At 36.7% G+C, this 22,557-nt stretch carries 19 protein-coding genes; 9 read left to right on the top strand and 10 right to left on the bottom strand.

What is annotated here, in order from left to right; genetic code table 11:
- The first annotated feature begins 1 nt into the window (after position 1).
- Positions 2-1,573, top strand: coding sequence for a phospholipase D family protein (locus GGR10_RS02245; protein ID WP_182479705.1), 1,572 nt, complete (start codon positions 2-4; stop codon positions 1,571-1,573).
- 151 nt (positions 1,574-1,724) lie between these two features.
- On the top strand, positions 1,725-3,224 hold the full coding sequence (gene guaB, locus GGR10_RS02240) for an IMP dehydrogenase (protein ID WP_078662964.1): 1,500 nt from the start codon (positions 1,725-1,727) through the stop codon (positions 3,222-3,224).
- 560 nt (positions 3,225-3,784) lie between these two features.
- Here guaB and GGR10_RS02235 read toward each other — a convergent pair.
- Positions 3,785-4,645, bottom strand: coding sequence for a universal stress protein (locus GGR10_RS02235; RefSeq protein WP_182479704.1), 861 nt, complete (start codon positions 4,643-4,645; stop codon positions 3,785-3,787).
- 239 nt (positions 4,646-4,884) lie between these two features.
- Between GGR10_RS02235 and GGR10_RS02230 the strand changes: the two genes are divergently transcribed.
- The 3 genes from GGR10_RS02230 to GGR10_RS02220 all read left to right on the top strand — a co-directional run bounded on the left by GGR10_RS02230 (position 4,885) and on the right by GGR10_RS02220 (position 8,751).
- Positions 4,885-6,171, top strand: a complete 1,287-nt coding sequence (locus tag GGR10_RS02230; protein WP_182479703.1) for an RsmB/NOP family class I SAM-dependent RNA methyltransferase — start codon at positions 4,885-4,887, stop codon at positions 6,169-6,171.
- 133 nt (positions 6,172-6,304) lie between these two features.
- Positions 6,305-7,861, top strand: coding sequence for a glutamine-hydrolyzing GMP synthase (guaA, locus tag GGR10_RS02225; protein ID WP_182479702.1), 1,557 nt, complete (start codon positions 6,305-6,307; stop codon positions 7,859-7,861).
- 167 nt (positions 7,862-8,028) lie between these two features.
- Positions 8,029-8,751 (top strand): glycerophosphodiester phosphodiesterase, encoded by a 723-nt coding sequence (locus GGR10_RS02220; protein WP_182479701.1) that lies wholly within the window; start codon positions 8,029-8,031, stop codon positions 8,749-8,751.
- Between the two features lie 100 nt (positions 8,752-8,851).
- Here GGR10_RS02220 and GGR10_RS02215 read toward each other — a convergent pair whose 3' ends face one another.
- The 7 genes from GGR10_RS02215 to GGR10_RS02185 all read right to left on the bottom strand — a co-directional run bounded on the left by GGR10_RS02215 (position 8,852) and on the right by GGR10_RS02185 (position 16,029).
- A complete protein-coding gene (locus tag GGR10_RS02215) occupies positions 8,852-9,889 on the bottom strand; it encodes a sn-glycerol-3-phosphate import ATP-binding protein UgpC (RefSeq protein ID WP_078689472.1) in 1,038 nt (345 codons plus the stop codon).
- A 2-nt stretch (positions 9,890-9,891) separates the two neighbouring features.
- Complete coding sequence (gene ugpE, locus GGR10_RS02210; protein ID WP_182479700.1) at positions 9,892-10,743, bottom strand: sn-glycerol-3-phosphate ABC transporter permease UgpE; 852 nt, start codon at positions 10,741-10,743, stop codon at positions 9,892-9,894.
- 11 nt (positions 10,744-10,754) lie between these two features.
- The gene (gene ugpA / locus GGR10_RS02205; RefSeq protein WP_182479699.1) at positions 10,755-11,639 is read right to left on the bottom strand and encodes a sn-glycerol-3-phosphate ABC transporter permease UgpA; all 885 of its coding nucleotides are present in this window, start codon (positions 11,637-11,639) and stop codon (positions 10,755-10,757) included.
- 104 nt (positions 11,640-11,743) lie between these two features.
- Positions 11,744-13,069: a sn-glycerol-3-phosphate ABC transporter substrate-binding protein UgpB gene (gene ugpB, locus GGR10_RS02200; protein WP_182479698.1), complete on the bottom strand. Its 1,326-nt coding sequence runs from the start codon at positions 13,067-13,069 to the stop codon at positions 11,744-11,746.
- A gap of 380 nt (positions 13,070-13,449) precedes the next feature.
- Positions 13,450-14,391: a metal ABC transporter solute-binding protein, Zn/Mn family gene (locus tag GGR10_RS02195; protein ID WP_182479697.1), complete on the bottom strand. Its 942-nt coding sequence runs from the start codon at positions 14,389-14,391 to the stop codon at positions 13,450-13,452.
- Positions 14,392-14,400: 9 nt separating this feature from the next.
- Positions 14,401-15,273 (bottom strand): metal ABC transporter permease, encoded by an 873-nt coding sequence (locus GGR10_RS02190; RefSeq protein ID WP_182479696.1) that lies wholly within the window; start codon positions 15,271-15,273, stop codon positions 14,401-14,403.
- Between the two features lie 3 nt (positions 15,274-15,276).
- Positions 15,277-16,029 carry an ABC transporter ATP-binding protein gene (locus GGR10_RS02185; protein WP_182479751.1) on the bottom strand — a complete coding sequence of 251 codons (753 nt, stop codon included), beginning with the start codon at positions 16,027-16,029 and terminating at the stop codon, positions 15,277-15,279.
- Between the two features lie 692 nt (positions 16,030-16,721).
- On the opposite strand from GGR10_RS02185, the gene nrdH reads away from it, so the two are divergent.
- The 4 genes from nrdH to nrdF are packed head-to-tail and all read left to right on the top strand — an operon-like array spanning position 16,722 to position 20,463.
- Complete coding sequence (gene nrdH / locus GGR10_RS02180; RefSeq protein WP_007477950.1) at positions 16,722-16,946, top strand: glutaredoxin-like protein NrdH; 225 nt, start codon at positions 16,722-16,724, stop codon at positions 16,944-16,946.
- Positions 16,946-17,338, top strand: coding sequence for a class Ib ribonucleoside-diphosphate reductase assembly flavoprotein NrdI (gene nrdI / locus GGR10_RS02175; protein ID WP_182479695.1), 393 nt, complete (start codon positions 16,946-16,948; stop codon positions 17,336-17,338). Before nrdH ends, nrdI begins: the two co-directional genes overlap by 1 nt.
- Entirely contained in the window at positions 17,326-19,476 is a 2,151-nt protein-coding gene (gene nrdE, locus GGR10_RS02170) for a class 1b ribonucleoside-diphosphate reductase subunit alpha (RefSeq protein WP_182479694.1), read from the top strand. The genes nrdI and nrdE overlap by 13 nt, the downstream gene beginning before the upstream one ends.
- A 12-nt stretch (positions 19,477-19,488) precedes the next feature.
- A complete protein-coding gene (gene nrdF, locus GGR10_RS02165) occupies positions 19,489-20,463 on the top strand; it encodes a class 1b ribonucleoside-diphosphate reductase subunit beta (RefSeq protein ID WP_010703437.1) in 975 nt (324 codons plus the stop codon).
- Here the strand turns inward: nrdF and prmC are convergent.
- Together prmC and prfA are read right to left on the bottom strand one after the other, a co-directional pair.
- Positions 20,460-21,326, bottom strand: coding sequence for a peptide chain release factor N(5)-glutamine methyltransferase (prmC, locus tag GGR10_RS02160; RefSeq protein WP_182479693.1), 867 nt, complete (start codon positions 21,324-21,326; stop codon positions 20,460-20,462). The two genes, nrdF and prmC, sit on opposite strands and share 4 nt — an antisense overlap.
- A complete protein-coding gene (gene prfA / locus GGR10_RS02155; protein WP_078689478.1) occupies positions 21,323-22,402 on the bottom strand; it encodes a peptide chain release factor 1 in 1,080 nt (359 codons plus the stop codon). Before prfA ends, prmC begins: the two co-directional genes overlap by 4 nt.
- Between the last annotated feature and the right edge of the window lie 155 nt (positions 22,403-22,557).

Raw genomic sequence — 22,557 nt, 5'->3', positions numbered from 1 at the left:
TTTGATTCTGTTAAATATTATTATCGGATCTATTATCTTTTTTACTACAGCATTTATGTTGGCAATTTACGCTTATGGCTGTTTTACCAAAAGTGCGATAAAAGAGTATTCTTATGCGTTTAATGTTGAGAAAGATGCGACCAAACTTGATCGTATAGTGAGTCGATTAGCAAAAGAGACGAATGGATTAGGGGTCGACAAGGATGCTCTTTCACTCATTACTAGCAATTTAGATGCGTTTTGTGTCCGTACAATGGCAGCGGCACAGGCTGAGCGCAGTCTTGATCTGATGTATTATATTTGGGACGATGATTTAACAGGGCGTTTGTTACTTAGCGAAGTGGTAGAAGCGGCTGATCGTGGTGTGCGTGTGCGTCTTCTTTTGGATGATATTAATGCTCAGGGTCGTGATCCAGCTTATATTGCGCTTAATAAACATCCTTATATTGAAGTTAGAATGTTTAATCCAGGGCGAGCACGCAGTGGTGGTTTACGTCGCGGTCTAGAGATTATATTGCGGGCACTTGTTGTAACACGCAGAATGCATAATAAAGCTTTTATTGTAGATGGACGGGTAGCTTTTGTAGGAGGACGCAATATTGCAGATTCTTATTTTGATGCAGGTAAGGAGGCAAGTTTCCGAGATCTAGACCTGATGTTAATTGGTCCATCGGTAAAAAAAGTAGAAACTATCTTTGATGATTTTTGGAATAGTTCTGTAGTTTTACCAATTCATGCTTTAGTCGTTCCAAAAAGTACAAATAACCTTGATGATTGGAAAGATAAATTGCAAAAATTTCGTCATTCCAAAGTCGCAAAAGTTTATTTAGATTATGTCAACAAATATATCAGTTTTGAATGTTTTATCCAAACGAGAAAGCGATTATTTCTAGCAGATAAAGTTGAAGTTCTTTCTGATCCTCCAGAAAAAGCATTAGGCAAAAAAGTAGGCAATTGGCTGATGGAGGTGCTCTCACAGGTTATTGAAGGTGCAAAAAAAACAGTCCAAATTACATCACCTTATTTTGTTCCTGGTAAAGCGGGTACACAGCATTTGAGCAGTTTGGTGTCAAAAGGTGTTGATGTTAGAATTCTTACTAATTCTTTAGCGGCGACTGATGTGGTGGTGGTGCATAGTGGTTATGCACCTTATCGTAAGGTTTTATTGAAAAGTGGTGTTAAACTTTATGAATTAAAACCGGATGGAGGTCCCCACCGATTGTGGTTGTTTAGATCAAGTAAAGCAAGTTTACATACAAAAGCTTTTTTAATTGACCATAAAACTGCTTTTATTGGATCTTTAAATTTTGATCCTCGATCAGCTTCATTGAATACAGAAATGGGCATTCTTTTTGAATGTGCACCAATTACAGCTATGTTGGATTTGCTTTTTTTAGAGGAAACAACAGGTGAAATGAGTTATTGTTTACGTCTTGGGGATAATGATCGTATTTATTGGGATTTTATTGAAAATGAAAAACAATATAGTATTGATTATGAACCAGAAAGCAGTTTTAGGCGTCGCGCATTTGCAAAGATAATGAGTTGGTTGCCAATTGAATCACAATTATAGCTTATACAAGAATATACTAGAAAAAATATTTATTTTTCTTTTCATTTTGTTTGTAACATGGCATAATTGATTGCCAAATTCACAGTGCACAAAAACTACAGCTGCATTTTATATTTATTTGCCAGTGTTTTATTATTAAAGGAATTTGGCTATGACAAAAATTGTTGAAACCAAAACAGGTGTATTGGCGCTTACCTTTGATGATGTACTTCTGCAACCTGGCCATTCGCTTGTTATGCCTAGCCAGGTGGATCTTAAAACACGTATTGCAGCTGATATTGAATTGAATTTACCCTTACTTTCTGCCGCAATGGATACGGTGACAGAATCGCGTTTAGCAATTGCTATGGCTCAAGCTGGGGGTCTTGGTGTTATTCATCGCAACATGTCCCCTACAGAGCAAGCTGAAGAAGTCCGTCAAGTGAAAAAATTTGAATCTGGTATGGTTGTTAATCCGGTAACAATTGGGCCAGATGCGACACTGGAAGAGGCAAAGAATTTAATGCGCTCTCATGGTATTTCAGGTATTCCTGTTGTTGAAAATGGAGCTAAGGGTGGAATTTCTGGTAAGCTGGTTGGTATTTTAACCAATAGGGATGTGCGCTTTGCATCAGATCCAAAACAAAAAATCCGTGAATTAATGACGCATGAAAATTTAATCACAGTACGTGAAAATGTTCAACTGGATGAAGCAAAATGTCTTTTACATTATCATCGTATTGAAAAATTATTGGTTGTAGACGAGCAAAATCGCTGTGTTGGTTTAGTGACAGTCAAAGATATTGAAAAAGCACGGTTACATCCGAATGCTACTAAAGATTCTCAAGGTCGTTTACGTGTTGCAGCTGCCAGTGGTGTAGGGGATAATGGAATTGAACGAGCTGAACGATTAGTTGATGCAGGCGTTGATGTATTGGTGATTGATACAGCTCATGGGCATTCTCAGCGTGTGTTAGAAACGATTGAACGTATTAAAAAAATGGCACTTTCTACAACTATTATGGCTGGTAATGTAGCGACTGCGCAAGCAACACAAGCTTTAATTGATAGTGGTGCAGATGCGGTAAAAGTTGGTATTGGGCCTGGCTCTATTTGTACAACGCGGATTGTTTCGGGCGTTGGTGTACCTCAGCTTTCAGCTATTATGGATGCTGTAGAAGTTGCTGATAAAGCAGGGATTCCCATTATTGCTGATGGTGGTATCAAAACTTCAGGTGATTTTGCTAAAGCTTTGGCAGGTGGAGCTTGTGCTGCTATGATTGGCTCTCTTTTAGCTGGTACAGATGAAAGTCCTGGAGAAGTTTATCTTTATCAGGGTCGTTCTTTTAAAGCTTATCGGGGTATGGGGTCTGTCGCTGCTATGGCGAGAGGATCGGCAGATCGTTATTTTCAAGCTGAGGTTCAGGATGAACTTAAACTGGTGCCTGAAGGTGTTGAGGGGCAAGTTGCTTATAAAGGCCCTATAGCATCAGTTCTACACCAGCTGGCTGGTGGATTACGTGCTTCAATGGGCTATGTTGGAGCACAAGATTTAGTTGAATTTCGTAAAAAAGCAACATTTGTTCGTATTACGAATGCTGGCCTTTATGAAAGTCATACACACGATGTTTCTATTACACGGGAAAGCCCAAATTATCGTGGTCCTGTTTAGACAACTAAGCTTGGCGTTATTTTTATATCAATACCACAAGTTCTTTTGGAAAAATGATATGATATCTATCATTTGTGCGCAGTCTTGTGTATTGCAATTCCAAATTTACCAAAAGAAGGAATTGGGTGTTATTATTCCAATTCCTTCTAGCAGTTATCTTAAAATGAAAAGATTAGCTTTTCATATTTTTCCGTCCTGCTTTTAATGCACAGTTGCGATCGCTAGCCTGATTACTTTGGACGGATTTCTTTCTATTATGTGAGGACATTGTATTCTGGTTGCTTTTAGATGCAGCTATTTTCTCATTATTATGGGTATTCATTAATTTTCTCCTTTTTAACTATCTGGCATATGCCAGTATAGAGGAACGGTCATATCAAATAGTAGTTCCGAGAATTTTTGAAAAAGTTCATCTATGCTTTGTTTGAAATGAGATAAATATAGTGGGGCAAGAGCTTTCCTAAGCAAACAGCGTTTTTTATAATGTTAACCGTTTAGTCTTCAAAACTATTGGTTAAGTCATTTAGTGTTTATTTTTATTTTCCAAGATGAAGAGAGCTTTATAATTCTCGTGCAATCATAACTGGAATAGGCGCTTTATGGATAATATTCTGAGTTTTAGAGCCAAATAAAAAATTATACATTTTAGAGTGGTGAAAAGCTCCCATAACGAGCATATCAAGATGAAGTGTCTGAATGTTCTGAAGAATCATTTGTTCAAGACTGTCTTCTGTTTTGAGTGGTTCAACTTTAATTTTAGCAGCTTGTAATCGCTCTAATGTTTCGTTGAAACTGTCTTGCACAGCTTGTGTTTGCAATTCTGCCATACCTAATACAAAGGTTAGGTTATTAAAAAATTTTCGTGTACAAATAAAATCAATAGCTTTCATGATCAAAGGGCCACCGTCAAAAGCTATGAGAACTCTTTGAATTGGGCGAAAATGACGTGAAGCAACGAGAATTGGAAGCTCAGAAGAGCGTACAACGTTTTCAAAATTGAGCCCTAATCGTTTTTTATCAGATGCTGTTTGTTCACCACGTTTTCCCATAACGATAAGGGAAGATTGAGTATTATAAGTATTCAATGCATCAATAAGACTGTCATGACGTAAGCGTGTTTCAATTTCAATATGACTCTGAGAATTGAGATAATCTTTCGCTTCTTCCAAAGCTGTTTGTCCAACTTTTTGTGCAAAGAGTGCTTTAGCAAGAGTGGTATCTTGTTGTTTTAAGTCAGATGGATTTAGTGTGTTATTGTCGGCTTGTTGTGTATCTGGTAAGCTAATTTCTTTTTCCGATTTGTCCAAGACGTGCAACAACCGAATTGTTGTTTGCATAGATTTAGCAGCCCATAACGCTAGGTCACATACATGTTTTGCATAAATTGAAGAATCAATAAGAGCGAGTATCGGTTTTGTCATTATATTATGTCCCAATGTTATTGCTTATAGAAGAGGTTTATAATTTTCGTTAATATCTACAAGTTATAGAAATAATAATTCTATCTTTCTTCAGAATAAAATTCTAGCCTACAGTGAGAAATATTCGGTTTTCAATAATAAATTTGGGGGTTATTTTAAGATTATCACTGAAAATGAAGAAGATCATTTAAAGTTTTTAATTTAATTATTTATTGATAGCATTTGCATAGGAGAATGAATTGCGATTAGGTGGGCGTTTGCAAGCAGCAATAGATGTTCTAAAAGAGATAGAGATGCGGCACCGTCCTGCAAGTGAAGCTCTGAAAGATTGGGGGCTTTCTCACCGTTTTGCTGGAGTGAGTGATCGTGCAGCAGTTGGTACAATTGTTTATGATGTTTTAAGACGACGTTATTCATTACAATGGCGTATGGATAGTGATGATATTCGAAACATAGCTTTTGGAGCTTTGTTAGATACCGGAGCAATGACCATTGAACAGGTTGATAGCACTTTAGAAGGAGATCGGTTTGCACCACAATTATTAGCGCTTAAACAGCGTCATTCATGGCAAAAACGTCAGCTGGTTGATGCACCAGACTATATTCGTGGTGATATTCCCCAATGGTGTCAAGCTCATCTTCAACCCTTATTTGCCGACAATTGGGTAACTGAAGCTGCTGCTTTAGCAACACGTCCTCCGTTAGATTTACGAGTGAACAGCTTAAAAGCAACACCAGAGAAAGTGCTCAAAGAATTAGCAAAAATAAAAGTTCAATCTTTTTCATGGTTTCGGCAAGCTTTAAGAATTGCACCAATTGAAAAATTTGGACGTCATCCTAATGTGCAAGCTGAACCTGCCTTCCAAAAAGGGCACTTTGAAGTACAGGATTTGGGATCTCAAATTGTTGCTCATCTTACAGAAACAAAAGCAGGTATACAGTTATTAGATTATTGTGCAGGAGCTGGTGGAAAAACATTAGCTTTGGCTGCCAATATGAATAATCGGGGGCAAATTTATGCTTATGATTCAAATAAAGTCCGCTTGGCTCCTATTTTTAGTCGTCTTCGCCGAGCTGGTATCCATAATGTACAATCACGGGTGCATGTAGAAGAATTAAAGCCATTAGTAGGTCAGATGGATATAGTTTTATTAGATGCTCCATGTAGTGGAACAGGAACATGGCGCCGTCGCCCAGATGCGAAATGGCGTCTGACGCCAGAACAAGTAAAAAAGCGCCAAGAAGAGCAATTTGCTATTTTGAATGAGGCATTGGTTTATCTTAAGTCAAATGGACGTTTAGTTTATATTACATGTTCTCTTTTTATAGATGAGAATGAAGAGCAAATTTCCCGTTTTCTCCAACGACATTCCAACTTTTTTCCTATAGATCTGCGTGCACTTTGGCAGCGACATTTTAGTTCTTCAACTATACAGCCAATGTTTTCGAGTTATGGATTGACTTTATCGCCAGCATCAACTCAGACAGATGGTTTCTTTTTAGCTGTTTTACAAAAGAAGCATTGAAGATATATTTCCACGTTTTTTATTTCAAATTGTATAACAATGATATTTTTCTAATGCCAAAAGGCTTGTGAAAAGAGAAAGATTAAATCATAAATCTCATTTGCTATTCTTTGCAATTATTGATTGGTTTTCTATGAGTACATCGCATTCAAATACTATTCTTATTATTGATTTTGGTTCACAAGTTACACAGCTGATTGCACGGCGAGTGCGGGCAATAGGCGTTTATTCCGAAATTGTTCCTTTTCAATTGGCTTTAGAGAAGTTCAAAAGTATTAAACCTAAAGCTGTTATTTTATCGGGTAGTCCTTATTCGACTGTTGATGATGGTTCACCGCGTGCTCCGATAGAAATTTTTGAAGCCGGCATCCCAGTTCTTGGTATTTGTTATGGTGAACAAATCATGTGTGTTCAACTTGGTGGAAAAGTTGAAGCTGGACATGAGCGTGAATTTGGACGTGCTTCTTTGGAAGTAAAAGAAGAAAATGCGCTTTTTGATGGTGTTTGGGAAAAAGGGTCATCTCAACAAGTATGGATGAGCCATGGTGATCGTGTAACAGCTTTGCCAGAAGGTTTTCGTGTAATCGGAACATCACAAGGTGCTCCTTATGCTGCCATTGCTGATGAGAAACGGCATTTTTACGCAGTGCAGTTTCACCCTGAAGTTGTTCATACACCAGATGGTATAAAACTTTTGCAAAATTTTGTTTATAAAATCTGTGGTCTTAAAAGTGATTGGTCCATGGCTGCTTATCGTGATCAGGCTATAGCTGCGATTCGCAAAAAAGTCGGAAAAGGTCGGGTAATCTGTGGTCTTTCAGGTGGGGTGGATTCATCGGTTACAGCTGTATTACTTCATGAAGCGATAGGAGAGCAACTGACATGTATTTTTGTAGATCATGGGTTGATGCGTAAGAATGAAGCTGAAGAAGTTCTTACATTATTTCGTGATAATTATAATATAAAGCTTGTTCATATTAATGCTGCTCATAGGTTTATCAATGCTTTGAAGGGTGAAACAGATCCAGAAAAAAAGCGCAAAACTATAGGTCACCTTTTTATTGAAGTTTTTGAAGAAGAAGCCAAAAAGGTAGGTGGTGCGCAGTTTTTAGCTCAAGGAACACTTTACCCAGATGTTATTGAAAGTATTTCAGCTGTTGGTGATGGGATAACAATTAAAAGTCACCATAATGTGGGTGGATTACCAGAGCGAATGAATATGCAACTTGTAGAGCCATTGCGTGAATTGTTTAAAGATGATGTCCGCTCTTTAGGGAGAGAATTAGGTTTGCCTGAGCAATTTATTGGCCGCCATCCTTTTCCAGGTCCCGGTCTTGCGATTCGATGTCCAGGTGGAGTAACGCCTGAAAAATTAGAAATTTTGCGTGAAGCAGATGCTATTTACCTTGATGAAATTCGTAAAGCAGGTCTTTATGATGAAATTTGGCAAGCTTTTGCTGTTCTTCTTCCTGTTCAAACTGTTGGTGTTATGGGTGATGGACGCACTTATGAATTTGTTTGCGCTCTTCGTGCTGTAACATCTGTAGACGGTATGACTGCTGATTTTTATCCGTATGATATGAATTTCTTGGGCAAGGTAGCAACGCGTATTATTAATGAAGTTCGAGGTATTAATCGTGTTGTTTATGATGTAACTTCAAAGCCTCCTGGTACTATTGAATGGGAATAATTAGAATCAGATGCAAGTGTTTGAAGAATCGAAAGCTGTTGGGGAGTGGCATTTTAGGTAATTGAAAGAAAAGAATAATTGCTTGGAAAGGAATATTCTGGGGCTGATATTGCCTTTAATCCTCATTTTTATTCTCTTTAATTGAGTTTGGAAGTAAAAAATAATCTATGTTTAAACCAAAAATTGTTGCTCATCGTGGTGGAGTTAATCTCTATTCTGAAAATACACTTTCAGCGTTTCGTCATGCAATTGCGTTGGGAGTTGATGAAATTGAATGTGATGTTCATCTCCTTAAAAGTGGTGAGGTGGTTGTATTTCATGATTTTTGCCTTGAGCAATTGGTGGGGCAAAAAGGGTATATTCATGATATTGATAATGAAACACGCAAGCAACTTTGCGTAAAAGGCAGTACTGAGTCTCCTCCTTTACTAGAAGAATTATTAGATCTTTTAGTACCAACAAACATTGCACTGCATCTTGAAATCAAAACATGTGGTGCGATTGAGCGCGAATATATTTTATCTCAAAAAGCCCTTGAATTGATTAATAGCCGCAATTTGGCAAAAAGAGTTTCAGCAATCAGTTTTGATTCTACTTGTTTACGCCCTTTTATTGAGGCAGGAATACCATCTGGTCCATGTATAGATAATTTTGAAGGTAATATGTCTTACCAGTTTTCTAAGTGGAAAAAATTAGGGTATTCTGATCTGAGTTTAGATGGTTCAATTGTATCGCGAAAATTTATTGAATCTGCACTTGATGCTGGCTTTACTGTCGGTGTTTGGACAATAAACGGGAAGGCTCGTTTATCACATTGGCTTGATATGCCTGTGCATTACATTACAACAGATCAACCTGATCTTGCTTTAGAATTACGTTCACAAAAATGAAAAATAGTCTTATACATCATGACAAAGACGAAAATTAATTAAGTAAAGAGCTCTCTAAAAAAGCTTATGAGGTTTAAATTAACTTTATTAATTTTATTAATTATGTGCGTTTTCCTGTAATCTTGTTAAAAGTATGAAAACTCTGATTAGGAACGGTGAAATTTAATTGTTGCCCATAACTATTTGTAAGGCGCTCTTTTATATCAACTGTGAAAACGGTATTATTCCAACGTGTTAAGACATGGCACCCTGTTCCTACAGGTTTGATGAGTTCAATATGCGTATGAAAAACGGGACCTTTGTCTGGATGCTCACCCAACAAAATTGCTTCCGGTCTAAATGCTAAAATATCAGTTTGTTCACTACAAGAAAATGAACTGTTTAAATGTTGTTCTAGAGCTTGACGATCAAGAAAATTCATAGGGGGAGAGCCAATAAAATTTGCAACAAATATAGTTTCTGGATAATCGTAAATTTCCATTGGCGTTCCAATTTGTTCTATGGCTCCTTGATTCATAACGACTATTCTATCAGCCAGTGTCATAGCTTCTAGTTGATCGTGGGTGACATAAAGGCTAGTTGTTTTTAGTGAGCGTTGTAGTTTTTTTATTTCGATACACATTTGTGTACGTAATTTTGAATCAAGGTTTGAAAGTGGTTCATCAAAAAGAAAGACACGTGGTTGACGAACAATAACACGCCCCATTGCAACACGTTGGCGTTGCCCTCCTGATAATTGTTGTGGTTTGCGATCAAGAAATGGCTCTATTTCCAAAAGTTTTGCAGCATGTGTCACACGCCTCTTAATTTCTTCTTTGGGTGTTTTTCTATTTTTAAGGCCATATTCCAAGTTTCCACGTACTGTCATATGTGGATAGAGTGCGTAATTTTGGAAAACCATAGCAATGTCACGATCAGCCGGTTCATAATCATTGATAAGTTCATTATCAATATAGAGCTCACCTGAGGTGACTTGTTCGAGCCCAGCAATGATACGTAATAAAGTTGATTTTCCACATCCTGAGGGACCAACAATAACAAGAAGTTCGCTATCAGCAACGGTTAAATTTAAATCATTAATGACCACAGTGTCATTGTCATATTGTTTTTTTATATTTGATAACTGAATGATAGCCACGGCTATTTCTCCATTTCGATGAGGCCTTTAACAAAAAGCCGGTGCATGCAGATGACAACTAAAACAGGTGGTACCATAGCGACAACTGATACTGCCATAAGGATATTCCATTGAGGATCATGTTGAAGTGATTCTACAATGAGTTGTTTCAGGATAATAAGAATGGTTTGGTGGTCTTGATCTGTCATAACAAGTAAAGGCCAGAGATACTGTACCCATCCATAAACGAACATAATAATAAATAAAGCAGCTATATTATTTTTACTAAGGGGTAAAAGAATATCCTTAAAAAATTTAAATGGTCCTGCACCATCAACGCGAGCAGCTTCTAAAAGTTCATCGGGAATAGTCAAAAAGAATTGACGAAATAAAAATGTAGCAGTTGCCGAAGCAATCAATGGAATAATCATTCCACTGTAAGTATTTATCATGTTTAACTGTGCAACGACTGCATATGTCGGAATAATACGAACTTCAATAGGTAACATTAATGTGACAAAGATCAAAGCAAATGCCATTTTACGAAAAGGGAAGCGCATATAGACAATTGCGTAAGCAGAGAAGAGCGAAATAATAATTTTTCCAACGCTAATACCAATTGCCATTATAAGTGAGTTTATTAAAAGTGGTAAGAGGTTTGGAAGACCAAGTTGCGCAAGACCATCACCAAGAATTATTTTATAATTTTCTAAAGTATATTGTCCTGGTAAGAGAGGGATTGTTCCCGAGCTAAATGCAGCTGAGTTATGAGTTGAAGCAATAATAGCAACGTAAACTGGAAAACAAATAATGATAATGCCAACAATGAGGATAAGATGGGTCAGAAATGTCAAAAAAGGGCGATTTTCAACCATATTTTCTTTCCTTAATATTGTACACGGCGATCAATCCAGCGAAACTGGATAAGTATTAAGCCAATAACTATAAACATTAAGATTATTGATTGCGCTGCTGATGCACCGATTATTTGGTTTCTAAAACCGTCGTCATATATTTTATAGACAAGCGTGGTTGTTGCATGCGCAGGTCCTCCAAAAGTTATATTATCAATAATGCCGAATGTATCGAACATGACATAATTGATGTTGATAACAAGAAGAAAAAAGGTTGTTGGTGAAAGTTGTGGGAAGACTATAGTCCAAAATCGTTTAAAGGGACCAGCGCCATCAATGGCAGCTGCTTCTATTTGAGATTGTTGTATAGATTGAAGTCCAGCTAGAAAAAAGAGAAAATTGTAGGAAATTTGTTGCCAGCTAGCAGCAATCACAATAAGGATCATTGCTTGAATACCATTAATACGGTGATTCCAAATAATATTTATTTTCTCAAGAAGAAAAGGAACAATTCCAATGGTTGGGTGGAAGATAAACAACCATAATATGCCTGCTAATACGGGAGCAACCGCATAAGGCCAGAGCAAGAATATTGTATAAGCCTTTTTTGCATGAATAACGCGATCAACTGAAACCGCTAAAAGAAGCGATATCGTCATTGAAACAACAGTAACACAGACAGAAAATATTATGGTTGTAAGAAATGATTTTATATAAATTGGATCAGAGAGAATCGTTACGTAGTTTTCAAATCCAATAAAAGTTGTGGTTAAACCGAATGGATCTTCACGTTCAAAAGATGATTTTATTGCTTGGGCAGTAGGCAAAAGGAAAAACAAGAAAGTTATAGCAAGCTGAGGCAAGAGTAGACAATAAGGGAGTAGTCTATTTTTAAAATATGCGTGTTTTTCTTGCATTTGCGTGCTCTTTAATAAGAGGCGTTGGAAGAGAAATTAAAAGAAAGTTGAAAAAATCGGCTTTTAAAGTCGAATTTTTAGCTTTTAACAATAATCATGAAATCTTAATGATTAGCTTTTTCAAATTCACGTAAAAGCTTATTGCCACGTTCAACCGCTTTATCCAATCCAGCTTTAGGTGTTTTAGAGCCGTTAAGAATAGCTTCCAATTCTTGATCAAGGATAGAACGAATTTGTGGCAAGTTACCAAATCTTATTCCTTTTGAGTTCTCTGTTGGTGGGTTAAGATCAATTTGTTGAATAGCGATATTTGCACCTGGGTTTTTTTCGTAGAAATGTTGTTCTTTGTTTAGCTCATAAGCAGCTTTTGTGATGGGAAGATAGCCTGTTGTCTGGTGCCATTTTGCTTGATTATCTGTCCGCGAGAGGAATTTGAGAAAGGCTGCTGCTCCTGCATATTCTTCAGGTGTATGACCTTTTAACACCCAAATAGAAGCTCCCCCGACAATTGAGTTTTGTGGTGTATTTTGTACATCAGCATAATAGGGCAGCATACCAACTCCAACATTAAACTGAGCTTCTGAAATGATACTGCTAAGTGATCCTGAAGATTGCATAAAGATTGCACAATGTTGTGCCATAAACATTGGAGCTGAATCTAATGCACCAGCTGGGCCACCGTAGCGGAAAATACCTTGATCTGACCATTTTTTAAGGTCAGTCCACATACGTATTTGCAAAGGTCCATTCACTGTTAGTTCTGAGTCAAGCCCATTAAAACCATTTTCTTTTGTTCCAAAGGGGATATTATGCAATGCTGAAAAATTTTCTAAACCAATCCATTGGGCTGCATAAGCCATTGTAAAACCACAACTTGCTGCTTTACTGTCAAGAATTTTTTGGGAAAAATTTTCGACATCTTGCCATGTTTTTGGTGGCTGTTCTGGGTCAAGTCCTGCTTTTTTAAAAATGTCTTTATTATAAAAAAGAATTGGTGTTGAAGCATTGAATGGCATGGAAAGCATTCGTCCTTTTTCATCAGAGTAATAACTACTGATGGTAGACAAATAGTCTGCAGAATTAAATTCTTGCTTTGTGTCATTCATAAGTTGATAAAGTGGATAAATTGCACCTTTTGCAGCCATCATGGTACTCGTACCAATTTCATAAATTTGGGCAAGAACGGGTTGCTGTTTTCCGCGAAATGCTGCAATAAGTGAGACCATACTTTCTTCATATTCTCCACGAAATGAAGGAATGATTTTGTAATCAGATTGGCTTGCATTAAAATCATTAATTAAATTTTCAGTTTGTTTTCCTAGCTCACCGCTCATAGAATGCCAAAAACTGATTTTTGTTTGCGTGAAACCCGTTGTTGCTGCAGTCATAATAATTGCAAATGCTGCTGCGGAAAGATAAAAACGGTTCATAATTCACCTTTTCTGAGTTAATGGAACACAGTTTTCAAGATTATATATTATGATGCATAAATAATACCATGATGGTTCATTTCAGAAATACGTTAATTTATTTAAACATGAACCATAAAAAGGTCAAACGAATTTGTATAAACTCACCAATTTTACCATTTTGAAATATTATGCAAATGAGTATAATAATAACTACAAGTAATTGACTGCAATAATTCAAAAAAAATAGAATAGAGGCCCGATCAAAGATAAAATCAAGCGGCTTGTTTAGATAAGAATATACAATATTTAAATTTATTATTTTTCAGTAAGATGCCATTGAATTTTTGTAATGTTTGTTGATAGTTTTGAATATTATTTTAAAAGCTGTTGTTCACGTCTTAGTTATTGATAATTTGAGTGGTCTGTATTGCATTGATGATAGTGTTAACATTGTATTGTATCATACTCAGATAAGTTGCTGCAGGGTCGTTTTTTTCCGATAATGCATCAGAATAAAGAGTGCCACCAATTTTCAAATTTGTTTCTTTTGCAATCTGTTCTATAAGGCGGGGGTTGGAGATATTTTCAACAAACAATGCAGATGCTTTATTGGCTTTAATTTGCTTAATAAGGTTGGCAACATCTGCTGCGGTGGCTTCTGTCTCTGTTGAAATACTTTGAGGTGCAAGTATAGTAAAATCATATTCATGAGCAAAATAATTAAAAGCATCATGAGATGTAATAATGATGCGTTTATCTTGTGGGATGGTCGCAATTTGTTTTGTAATAGCTGCTTGCAGTGTATCGAGTTTTTGGAGATAAGCATCAGCATTTTTATTATAGCTTTTACATGATTGGTGATCGATTGTACAAAAAGCAACAGCAATATTTTTGACATAAATTTTTACATTAGAGATAGCTTGCCAAGCGTGTGGATCAATACTGTTGTGATGATGGTGATGTTTTGTACCGTGTTCTTGATCTTTAAGTGTAAGTGCGGGAATGTTGGCACTAGCTTCAATAAGAAGTGCTTTTGTATCGCTTGCTGCGATGAGTCGGTTAATAGAATCTTCTAAATGAAGTCCATTTACAAAAATAATATGAGCGTCTTTAAGAACTTTTACATCACGTGGAGTGGGTTCATACGTATGAATGCTTGCATTAGGGCCAACTAGAGTTGTCATAGAAATATGATCACCTCCTACATTTTCCACCAAGTCTGCGAGAATAGAAAAGCTTGCAACAACTTTGATTTTATTATTTGCAGTGGCAGAAGATGAAAAAAAGGGAAAGAATAAAATAAAGCCGAGCAAGGCAAATTGTTTAACACGTGTGTGCATATTGTTTTCCTATGATGAAGAAGAGGTATAAAAAAGACGAGGAAACCGTGCTGCAATAAGGCCGCGTGGGCTTATAAAGCAAGAGAGAATATAGATAAATCCTGCAACTAAAATAATAGTAGGGCCAGAGGGAAGTGACATGTGAAAAGAAAGTAGTAGACCAAATGCGCTAGAAATTATTCCTAAAATGATAGATAGCACACAAATAGGCCCTAGCCGCGAAAGCCAAAAACGAGCCGTGATGGCTGGAATCATCATAATGCCGACTGACATTAAAGCTCCTAGTGAGTGAAAACCACCAACCAGATTAAATACCATAAGTCCAAGTAATAATATATGGATATATTTTCCTAAGGGAGAAAGTGATTTAAAAAACAATGGATCAAGGCTTTCCATTATAAGAGCACGCCAGAAAATACACAGACTGCTCATTGTTATCAACATTAAGGTGGTAATTAACCAAAGGGCTTCTGTGTCAATAGAAAGAACTGAACCAAATAAAAAATGGAGAAGATCAACAGTTGATCCTCTGAGTGAAATAATAATAACTCCTCCTGCCAACGCAATAAGGTAAAAGACTGCCATTGATGCATCTTCTTTTTGAAAGCCATTGCGTGAAATTAAGGCAGTTGCTAACGCGACAATAATGCCCGCTATGATTCCACCAATAGCCATAGGAATGAGGACAAACCCATAAAATAGAAAGGAAATTGCGACACCAGGAAGAATAGCATGAGACATGGCATCGCCTATTAAGCTCATTCCACGCAGTGTTAAAAACACGCCAATAGGACAGGCGCTAATGGCTAATAGAGTCGAACCGATTAAGGCATTTTGCATGAATTTGAAATCAATGAAAGGTGCAAGGAAAAATTCGTACACGTATTATGATCCAATCTGCTTAGAATCATTGATAGGGAAATATTGTTTTGATGAATTGTTAGGAGAAAAACTGGGTATAAAAAATGGCATGCTATGATGGTCACTAGGGGTGAGGAGTGGTGTCGTTTCTCTATAAAAGGCACATTGTTTATTGATTTGAATCGTTTTGGGAAAATGCTCTTGAACAATAAGAGGATCATGCAGTGCCATAAGAACAGTTCGTCCTTGTTTTTGCCAATGGGTAATCAGTGCAAGAAGATCTTTTTGGGTATTAAGATCTACACCGTTGAAAGGTTCATCAAGCAATATGATATCAGAATCCTGTACAATGATACGTGCAAAAAGAGCACGCTGTAATTGACCACTTGATAGTGTATCAAGTGAGCGATTGGCGAGCTCTGTAAGCCCAACTATTTCGAGTGCATTTTTAATTTTATCTTGATAAGAGCGCTGGTTTTTCAACAACCCACAAAAAGACCACAGTCCTGTCTTTATAAGCGTTTCTACATTGATTGGAAACGTTCGATCAATTTCACACTGTTGGGCAAGATAAGCGATACGGCTTTTCATTGGTTTTACAATTTTGCCACTAATAGGCTTAATCAATCCTGCAATGGCTTTAAGCAATGTAGATTTTCCAGAACCGTTATCACCAATTATTGCGATTAATGAGTTCACTGTTAATTTTGCTGAAAAATCCTTTATTATCGTCCTATTTGCATAACCTAGTGTTACATTGTTGAAATATAAGCACATATCCATACCATTTTTATTCTTTCTCTATAAGTTATGTTATATAGTTACATTTGTCAATGAAATGTTATATCATTGCATATGTTTTTGAAGGTTATATCCTTTGATGGGAAGATCGTGGAAAATTCACAATAATGGTTGAATTTTTCTTGACGAAATAACGTGCGTGTATACTATATATAGTATCGAAATGATTGATTGTTTTAAATGAGCGCAAATGGGAATATCACGCATTTTTGAAGCTCTGATTGCTTCTACAATATAGCAAAAATTATATTATGAATAATTGGGTAGTAGTTCCGCTAAAGTGTTTGTTTAGCGAGGGAGGGTCTTTTTGTATTGTTTGTAAATCGAAAACCTTTTTGCAATGTAAGAAGCCTAGAGGGATATAAGGAACATCCTCTTACTATTTTTATAAAAACAGTAAGAGAGGGGAATGGAAAATGAGTAAAGTAAGATGTTAAAAATGTTGTTTTGTAACTGATTATTGTGAAATGACCATTTGTTAGCATCAAGTTTTTATTATTTAGTAATGGAGTGTCATAACTTAATATTTAAGTTTGTATTTATTTGTAACTAAAATATAGCTGCATGTATTTTACATGAAAGTTGCTGTTTTATTATTTTGTATTTGTATAAATTGTCAGGGTAAACTTTTTTAGGTTGTTTTTTTTGAAATATGAAAGTTGAAGAGAATGTCTATAACTATTTATAGTAAGCCATCTTGTGTCCAATGTAATGCTACTTATCGTGCCTTCGATGCTAAAGGTATTAATTATCGTGTCGTTGATATTTCACGTGATGAACAAGCCTATAATTTTATTCAATCTCTAGGGTATCGTCAGGTTCCTGTAGTTGTATGTGGTGAAAATCATTGGTCGGGTTTTAGACCAGATATGATTAATGGTCTTTGTGGCTAATGGGGCTTATTGTCTATTATTCGAGTGTAACGGGTAATACTGAGTATTTCGTTTCTCAGCTAGGTCAACAGCTTTTCAAAATTGATAAAAAGAAACCATCTGTGTTAGTTGGGGAGCCTTATATATTGGTCGTGCCTACCTATGCAGATGGAGAAGGTAGAATGGCGGTGCCAAAGCCCGTTATTCATTTCCTTAATGAAATAGAAAACCGTAAATTAATTCGTGGAGTAATTGGAGGCGGAAATCGTAATTTCGGTCGTAATTATAGTTTAGCGAGCAAGATTATTTCTGAAAAATGTTTTGTGCCTTGCCTTTATCGTTTTGAGTTGCGTGGAACAGATGAAGACGTTATTTTTGTTAAAAAGGGATTAGAAAAGTTTTGGAAAAAATAGATATGGAAGGGCTTCAGAAGCCGGATCAAATTACAGATTATCATGCACTCAATGCAATGCTTAACCTTTATGATGAAAATGGTCATATTCAATTTGATATGGATCGCCTTGCTGCGCGGCAATATTTTCTCCAGCATGTTAATCAAAATACGGTTTTTTTTCATGATTTGAAGGAAAAAATAGATTATCTGATAGAAGAAGGTTATTACGAGAAAGCGTTATTTGAGCTTTATGATTTTTCTTTTGTCAAAAAGCTGTTTAAACGTGCTTATGCATTTAAGTTTCGTTTTCCTACCTTTTTGGGGGCATTCAAATATTATACCAGTTATACGCTGAAAACCTTTGATGGAAAGCGCTATCTTGAGCGTTATGAAGATCGTGTTTGCCTTGTTGCTTTATATTTAGCACAAGGCAATAAAACTCTTGCTGAGTGTTTGGTTGATGAGATTATTACAGGGCGGTTTCAACCTGCAACACCAACGTTTTTAAATGCAGGGAAAAAGCAACGAGGTGAGTTGGTATCGTGTTTTCTATTGCGGGTTGAAGATAATATGGAGTCGATTGGTCGCTCAATTAATTCAGCTTTGCAACTTTCAAAACGTGGTGGAGGTGTTGCGCTTTGTTTGACTAATTTGCGAGAAGCAGGGGCACCGATCAAACAGATAGAAAATCAGTCATCTGGTGTTTTGCCTGTGATGAAATTGTTAGAAGATGCATTTTCTTATGCTAATCAACTTGGTGCACGACAAGGCGCTGGTGCTGTCTATTTACATGCGCATCATTTAGATATTATGACATTTTTAGATACAAAGCGCGAAAATGCTGACGAGAAGGTTAGAATTAAAACTCTTTCACTTGGTGTTGTTATCCCTGATATTACTTTTGAACTTGCACGTAATAATGAGGATATGTATCTGTTTTCGCCTTATGACATTGAGCGGGTTGTGGGAAAACCCTTTAGCGACATTTCTTTGACAGAGCATTATCGATCTTTTGTTGATAATTCAAAAATCCGTAAGAAGAAAATAAGTGCACGTGTTTTTTTTCAGACATTAGCGGAAATACAGTTTGAATCAGGTTATCCATATCTTTTATTTGAAGATACAGCTAATAGAACCAACCCGATAGCGGGCCGTATTAATATGAGTAATTTGTGCTCAGAAATTTTGCAGGTAAATGAAGCAAGTGAGCTGGAAACAGATTTAACTTATCGTACAGTTGGGAATGATATATCGTGTAATCTTGGTTCAATGAACATTGCAAAAGCGATGGAAAGCAGTAATTTTGGTTGGACAGTGGAAACAGCTGTTCGTGCTCTTACTGCTGTTTCTGATATGAGTAATATTGCGTGTGTACCTTCTATTGCAAAGGGCAATTCCGAAAGCCATGCAATTGGTTTGGGACAAATGAATTTGCATGGTTTTTTAGCACGTGAGCGGATTTATTATGGGTCGCCGGAAGCTATTGATTTCACTAATATCTATTTTTATACAGTGGCATATCACGTACTGCGTGCTTCCAATTTGATTGCACGCGAACGTCAGAAAGTATTTGTAGGATTTGAAAAGTCAGCTTACGCAGATGGCAGTTTTTTTACAAAATATATTGAAACAGAATGGAAACCACAATTTCCACTTGTACAAGAGCTTTTTGAGCGTAATAACATCGTTATACCAAATCAAGAAGACTGGAAGGAGCTCAAGAAATTAGTTATTGAACATGGGCTTTATAATCGCAATCTTCAAGCTATTCCGCCTACGGGGTCTATTTCCTATATTAATCATGCGACTTCTTCGATTCATCCAATTGCTTCAAAGATTGAAATTCGTAAGGAAGGCAAGATTGGACGCGTTTATTATCCTGCTCCTTATATGGATAATACAAATTTAGATTTCTATCAGGATGCTTATGAGATTGGGCCTGAAAAAATTATTGATACTTACGCTGCTGCGACGCAGCATGTAGATCAAGGTCTTTCGTTGACTTTATTTTTTCCTGATACAGCTACTACGCGTGATGTTAACTGTGCACAAATTTATGCTTGGAAAAAAGGTATAAAAAGTGTTTATTATATCCGTCTGCGGCAAAAGGCATTGAGTGGAACAGAAGTTGATGGCTGTGTTTCGTGCAGCTTGTAGAAGGAAAATCATATGACACGAATTTCAACTAAAAATCCTGTTATTTGCGCTGTAAATTGGAATAAGTTGCATGATGAAAAAGATCTTGAAGTTTGGAATCGTTTAACTGGAAATTTTTGGTTGCCTGAAAAAGTACCACTTTCCAATGACATTCCTTCATGGGCAAGTCTGACAGAGGAAGAGCGCAAGCTGACAATTCGTGTTTTCACGGGTCTGACTTTGCTTGATACAGTTCAAAATACTGTAGGAGCCATTTCACTTATGGCTGATGCAATAACAGAACATGAGGAAGCTGTTTTGACAAATATTGCATTTATGGAAGCAGTTCATGCACGTTCTTATTCTTCTATTTTTTCAACCTTATGTTCAACAGCAGAAGTCGATGATGCTTTCAGATGGTCAGAAGAAAATGCTAATTTACAGAAAAAAGCAACATTAGTGCTTGAACGTTATGAAGCAAGTGATCCATTAAAGAAAAAAATTGCCTCGACTTTGCTTGAAAGCTTTTTATTTTATTCTGGTTTTTATTTACCTATGTATTGGTCAAGTCGTGCTAAGCTGACTAATACAGCTGATTTAATCCGGCTTATTATCCGTGATGAGGCGGTTCATGGTTATTATGTTGGTTATAAATTTCAATTAGGGTTTGCTAAACTTGATGAAGCTAAAAAGCAAGAAATAAAAGACTTTGCTTTTAATATGCTGTTTGATCTTTACAGTATTGAATGTAAATACACTGAAGATCTTTATGATGCTATCGGATTGACAGAAGATGTTAAAGTTTTTATTCATTATAATGCGAATAAGGCATTAATGAATTTGGGTTTTGAGCCTCTTTTTCCACCTGAAGTTTGTCGAGTTAACCCTGCTATTTTGGCAGCTTTATCGCCAAATTCCGATGAAAATCATGACTTCTTTTCAGGTTCAGGTTCTTCTTATGTTATTGGTAAAGCAGTTGCAACCACAGATGACGACTGGGAATTTTAAGCATTAAGTGAAAAAAGAAGTGCGCGAGGTATGCCATTTAAATCTTTGCGCATTTTTAAATATTCGAAACCGTTTTTTTTAAACAAATCGCAAACTTCTTTTTGCTGAGAATATCCTATTTCAACGGCGACATAAGCTTTTTCTTTTAAATAATTTGCTGATTCATGTGCGAGTTTTCGATAAAAATCAAGGCCATCTTTTCCACCAATTAAAGCACGTAGCGGATCATGCAGACGCACTTCTTTTGCAAGGTTTTGAACATCTTTTTCTGGAATATAGGGTGGATTGGAAATAATAAGATCAAATTGGCCTGTAACAGAAGTAAACCAATCACTAAGCAAAGGCGTAAAGCGTTGCGCAATGTCTGCATGTTTCGCATTTTTTGTAGCTGTTTTTAAAGCATCTTCAGAAATGTCAACGGCTATTGCATAAGTTTGAGTAATTTGTTTGAGAATAGCAATAGCAATGGCACCACTTCCTGTTCCCATGTCAAGAAAAGTTGCTTTCCCTGTTTTTTCTACCTGTTTTTTAAGAATTGGCAAAACAAGATCGACAAGTGTTTCTGTATCGGGGCGTGGCTCTAATGTATCTTGAGATAAAGCAAGTGATATACCATAAAAATCTCGTTTTCCAATAATGCGATGGGTGGGCTCTCCAGCAATACGGCGCTGTATGGCTTTTTCTAATTGTGCGATCTGTTTAGAAGACAGACGCATATTTGGTTGCAGAATTCGATCAGTAGGGGTTGTGTCTGTTACCCACTCAACAAGTAGCTTTGCATCAAGATTGGCTTCAGGAATTCCTTGATATTGTAACTTTTCTTGGGTTCTCCGGATGGTACTGTTTAGAGAATGATCACTCACTTGTTATCATCCATTTCAGTAAGGAGTCCTGTCTGATGATTGGAAATAAGTGCATGAATAAGTTCATCAAGATCTCCCTCCATGACACGATCAAGCTTATACAAAGTGAGATTAATACGATGGTCAGTCACACGTCCTTGTGGGAAATTGTAGGTACGAATACGTTCTGATCGATCACCGGAGCCAATTTGAGTTTTACGAGATTCTGAACGCTCATTTTCTGCTTTTTGTCGTTCAATATCAAATAAACGCGCGCGCAAAATTTGGAGTGCACGTGTTCGATTTTGGTGTTGTGATTTTTCTGCTTGTACAACCATAATTCCTGTTGGAATATGGGTGATACGTACAGCTGAATCCGTTGTATTTACATGCTGCCCACCTGCACCAGAAGCACGCATTGTATCAATACGAATATCTTCTGGGTGAATTGCAATGTCAATTTCTTCTGCTTCTGGCAGTACTGCGACTGTGGCAGCTGATGTATGAATACGTCCACCAGCTTCTGTTTCAGGGATTCGTTGTACACGGTGAACACCTGATTCAAACTTAAGTTTAGAAAATACACCTTTGCCAGAAACAGTAGCAACAATTTCTTTATACCCACCAACATCTCCATCACTTAATGAAATGATTTCAACTTTCCAGTTATGAGTATTGGCATAACGTTCATACATGCGAAAAAGGTCACCAGCAAAAAGCGCTGCTTCTGATCCACCTGTTCCTGCTCGAATTTCAATAATGGCGCTTTTTTCATCAGCAATATCTTTGGGTAGAAGAAGAATTTGGAGTTCACGCTCAAGTTGCTCAATTTTTTGACATAATAATGACAGTTCTTCTTGAGCAAGATTACGCATTTCCACATCTGTTTGCTTATCACTAATGATGTTTTTGAGCTCTTCTATTTCTTTGTAGAGAGCATTTAATGTGCGTATAGGAGTAACGATTAACTGTAATTCTGCATATTCAGAAGCTAATTTTATATAAGTTTCAGCATTTGGGCTTCCGGCCATTTGGCTTTCAATTATTTCAAAGCGCTTTTCAATTTGCTTTATACGGTTTTGTGGCAAAGAAACCATGGGCAATATTAGCCTAATTTGTTATAATATTAATAGTTCGTATAATCATCATATGGTAAAGGCTTGATCAAGCAAAAAAACGTTTTTAACTATGAAAACTGTAAAATTCTAAAGCGAATTTGTGTAAAACTTATTTTGCGTGGGCAATTTCTAAA

The organism is Bartonella chomelii, from assembly GCF_014138465.1.
Taxonomy (GTDB): Bacteria; Pseudomonadota; Alphaproteobacteria; order Rhizobiales; family Rhizobiaceae; genus Bartonella; species Bartonella schoenbuchensis.
This window is presented reverse-complemented; position numbering and strand designations above follow the sequence as displayed.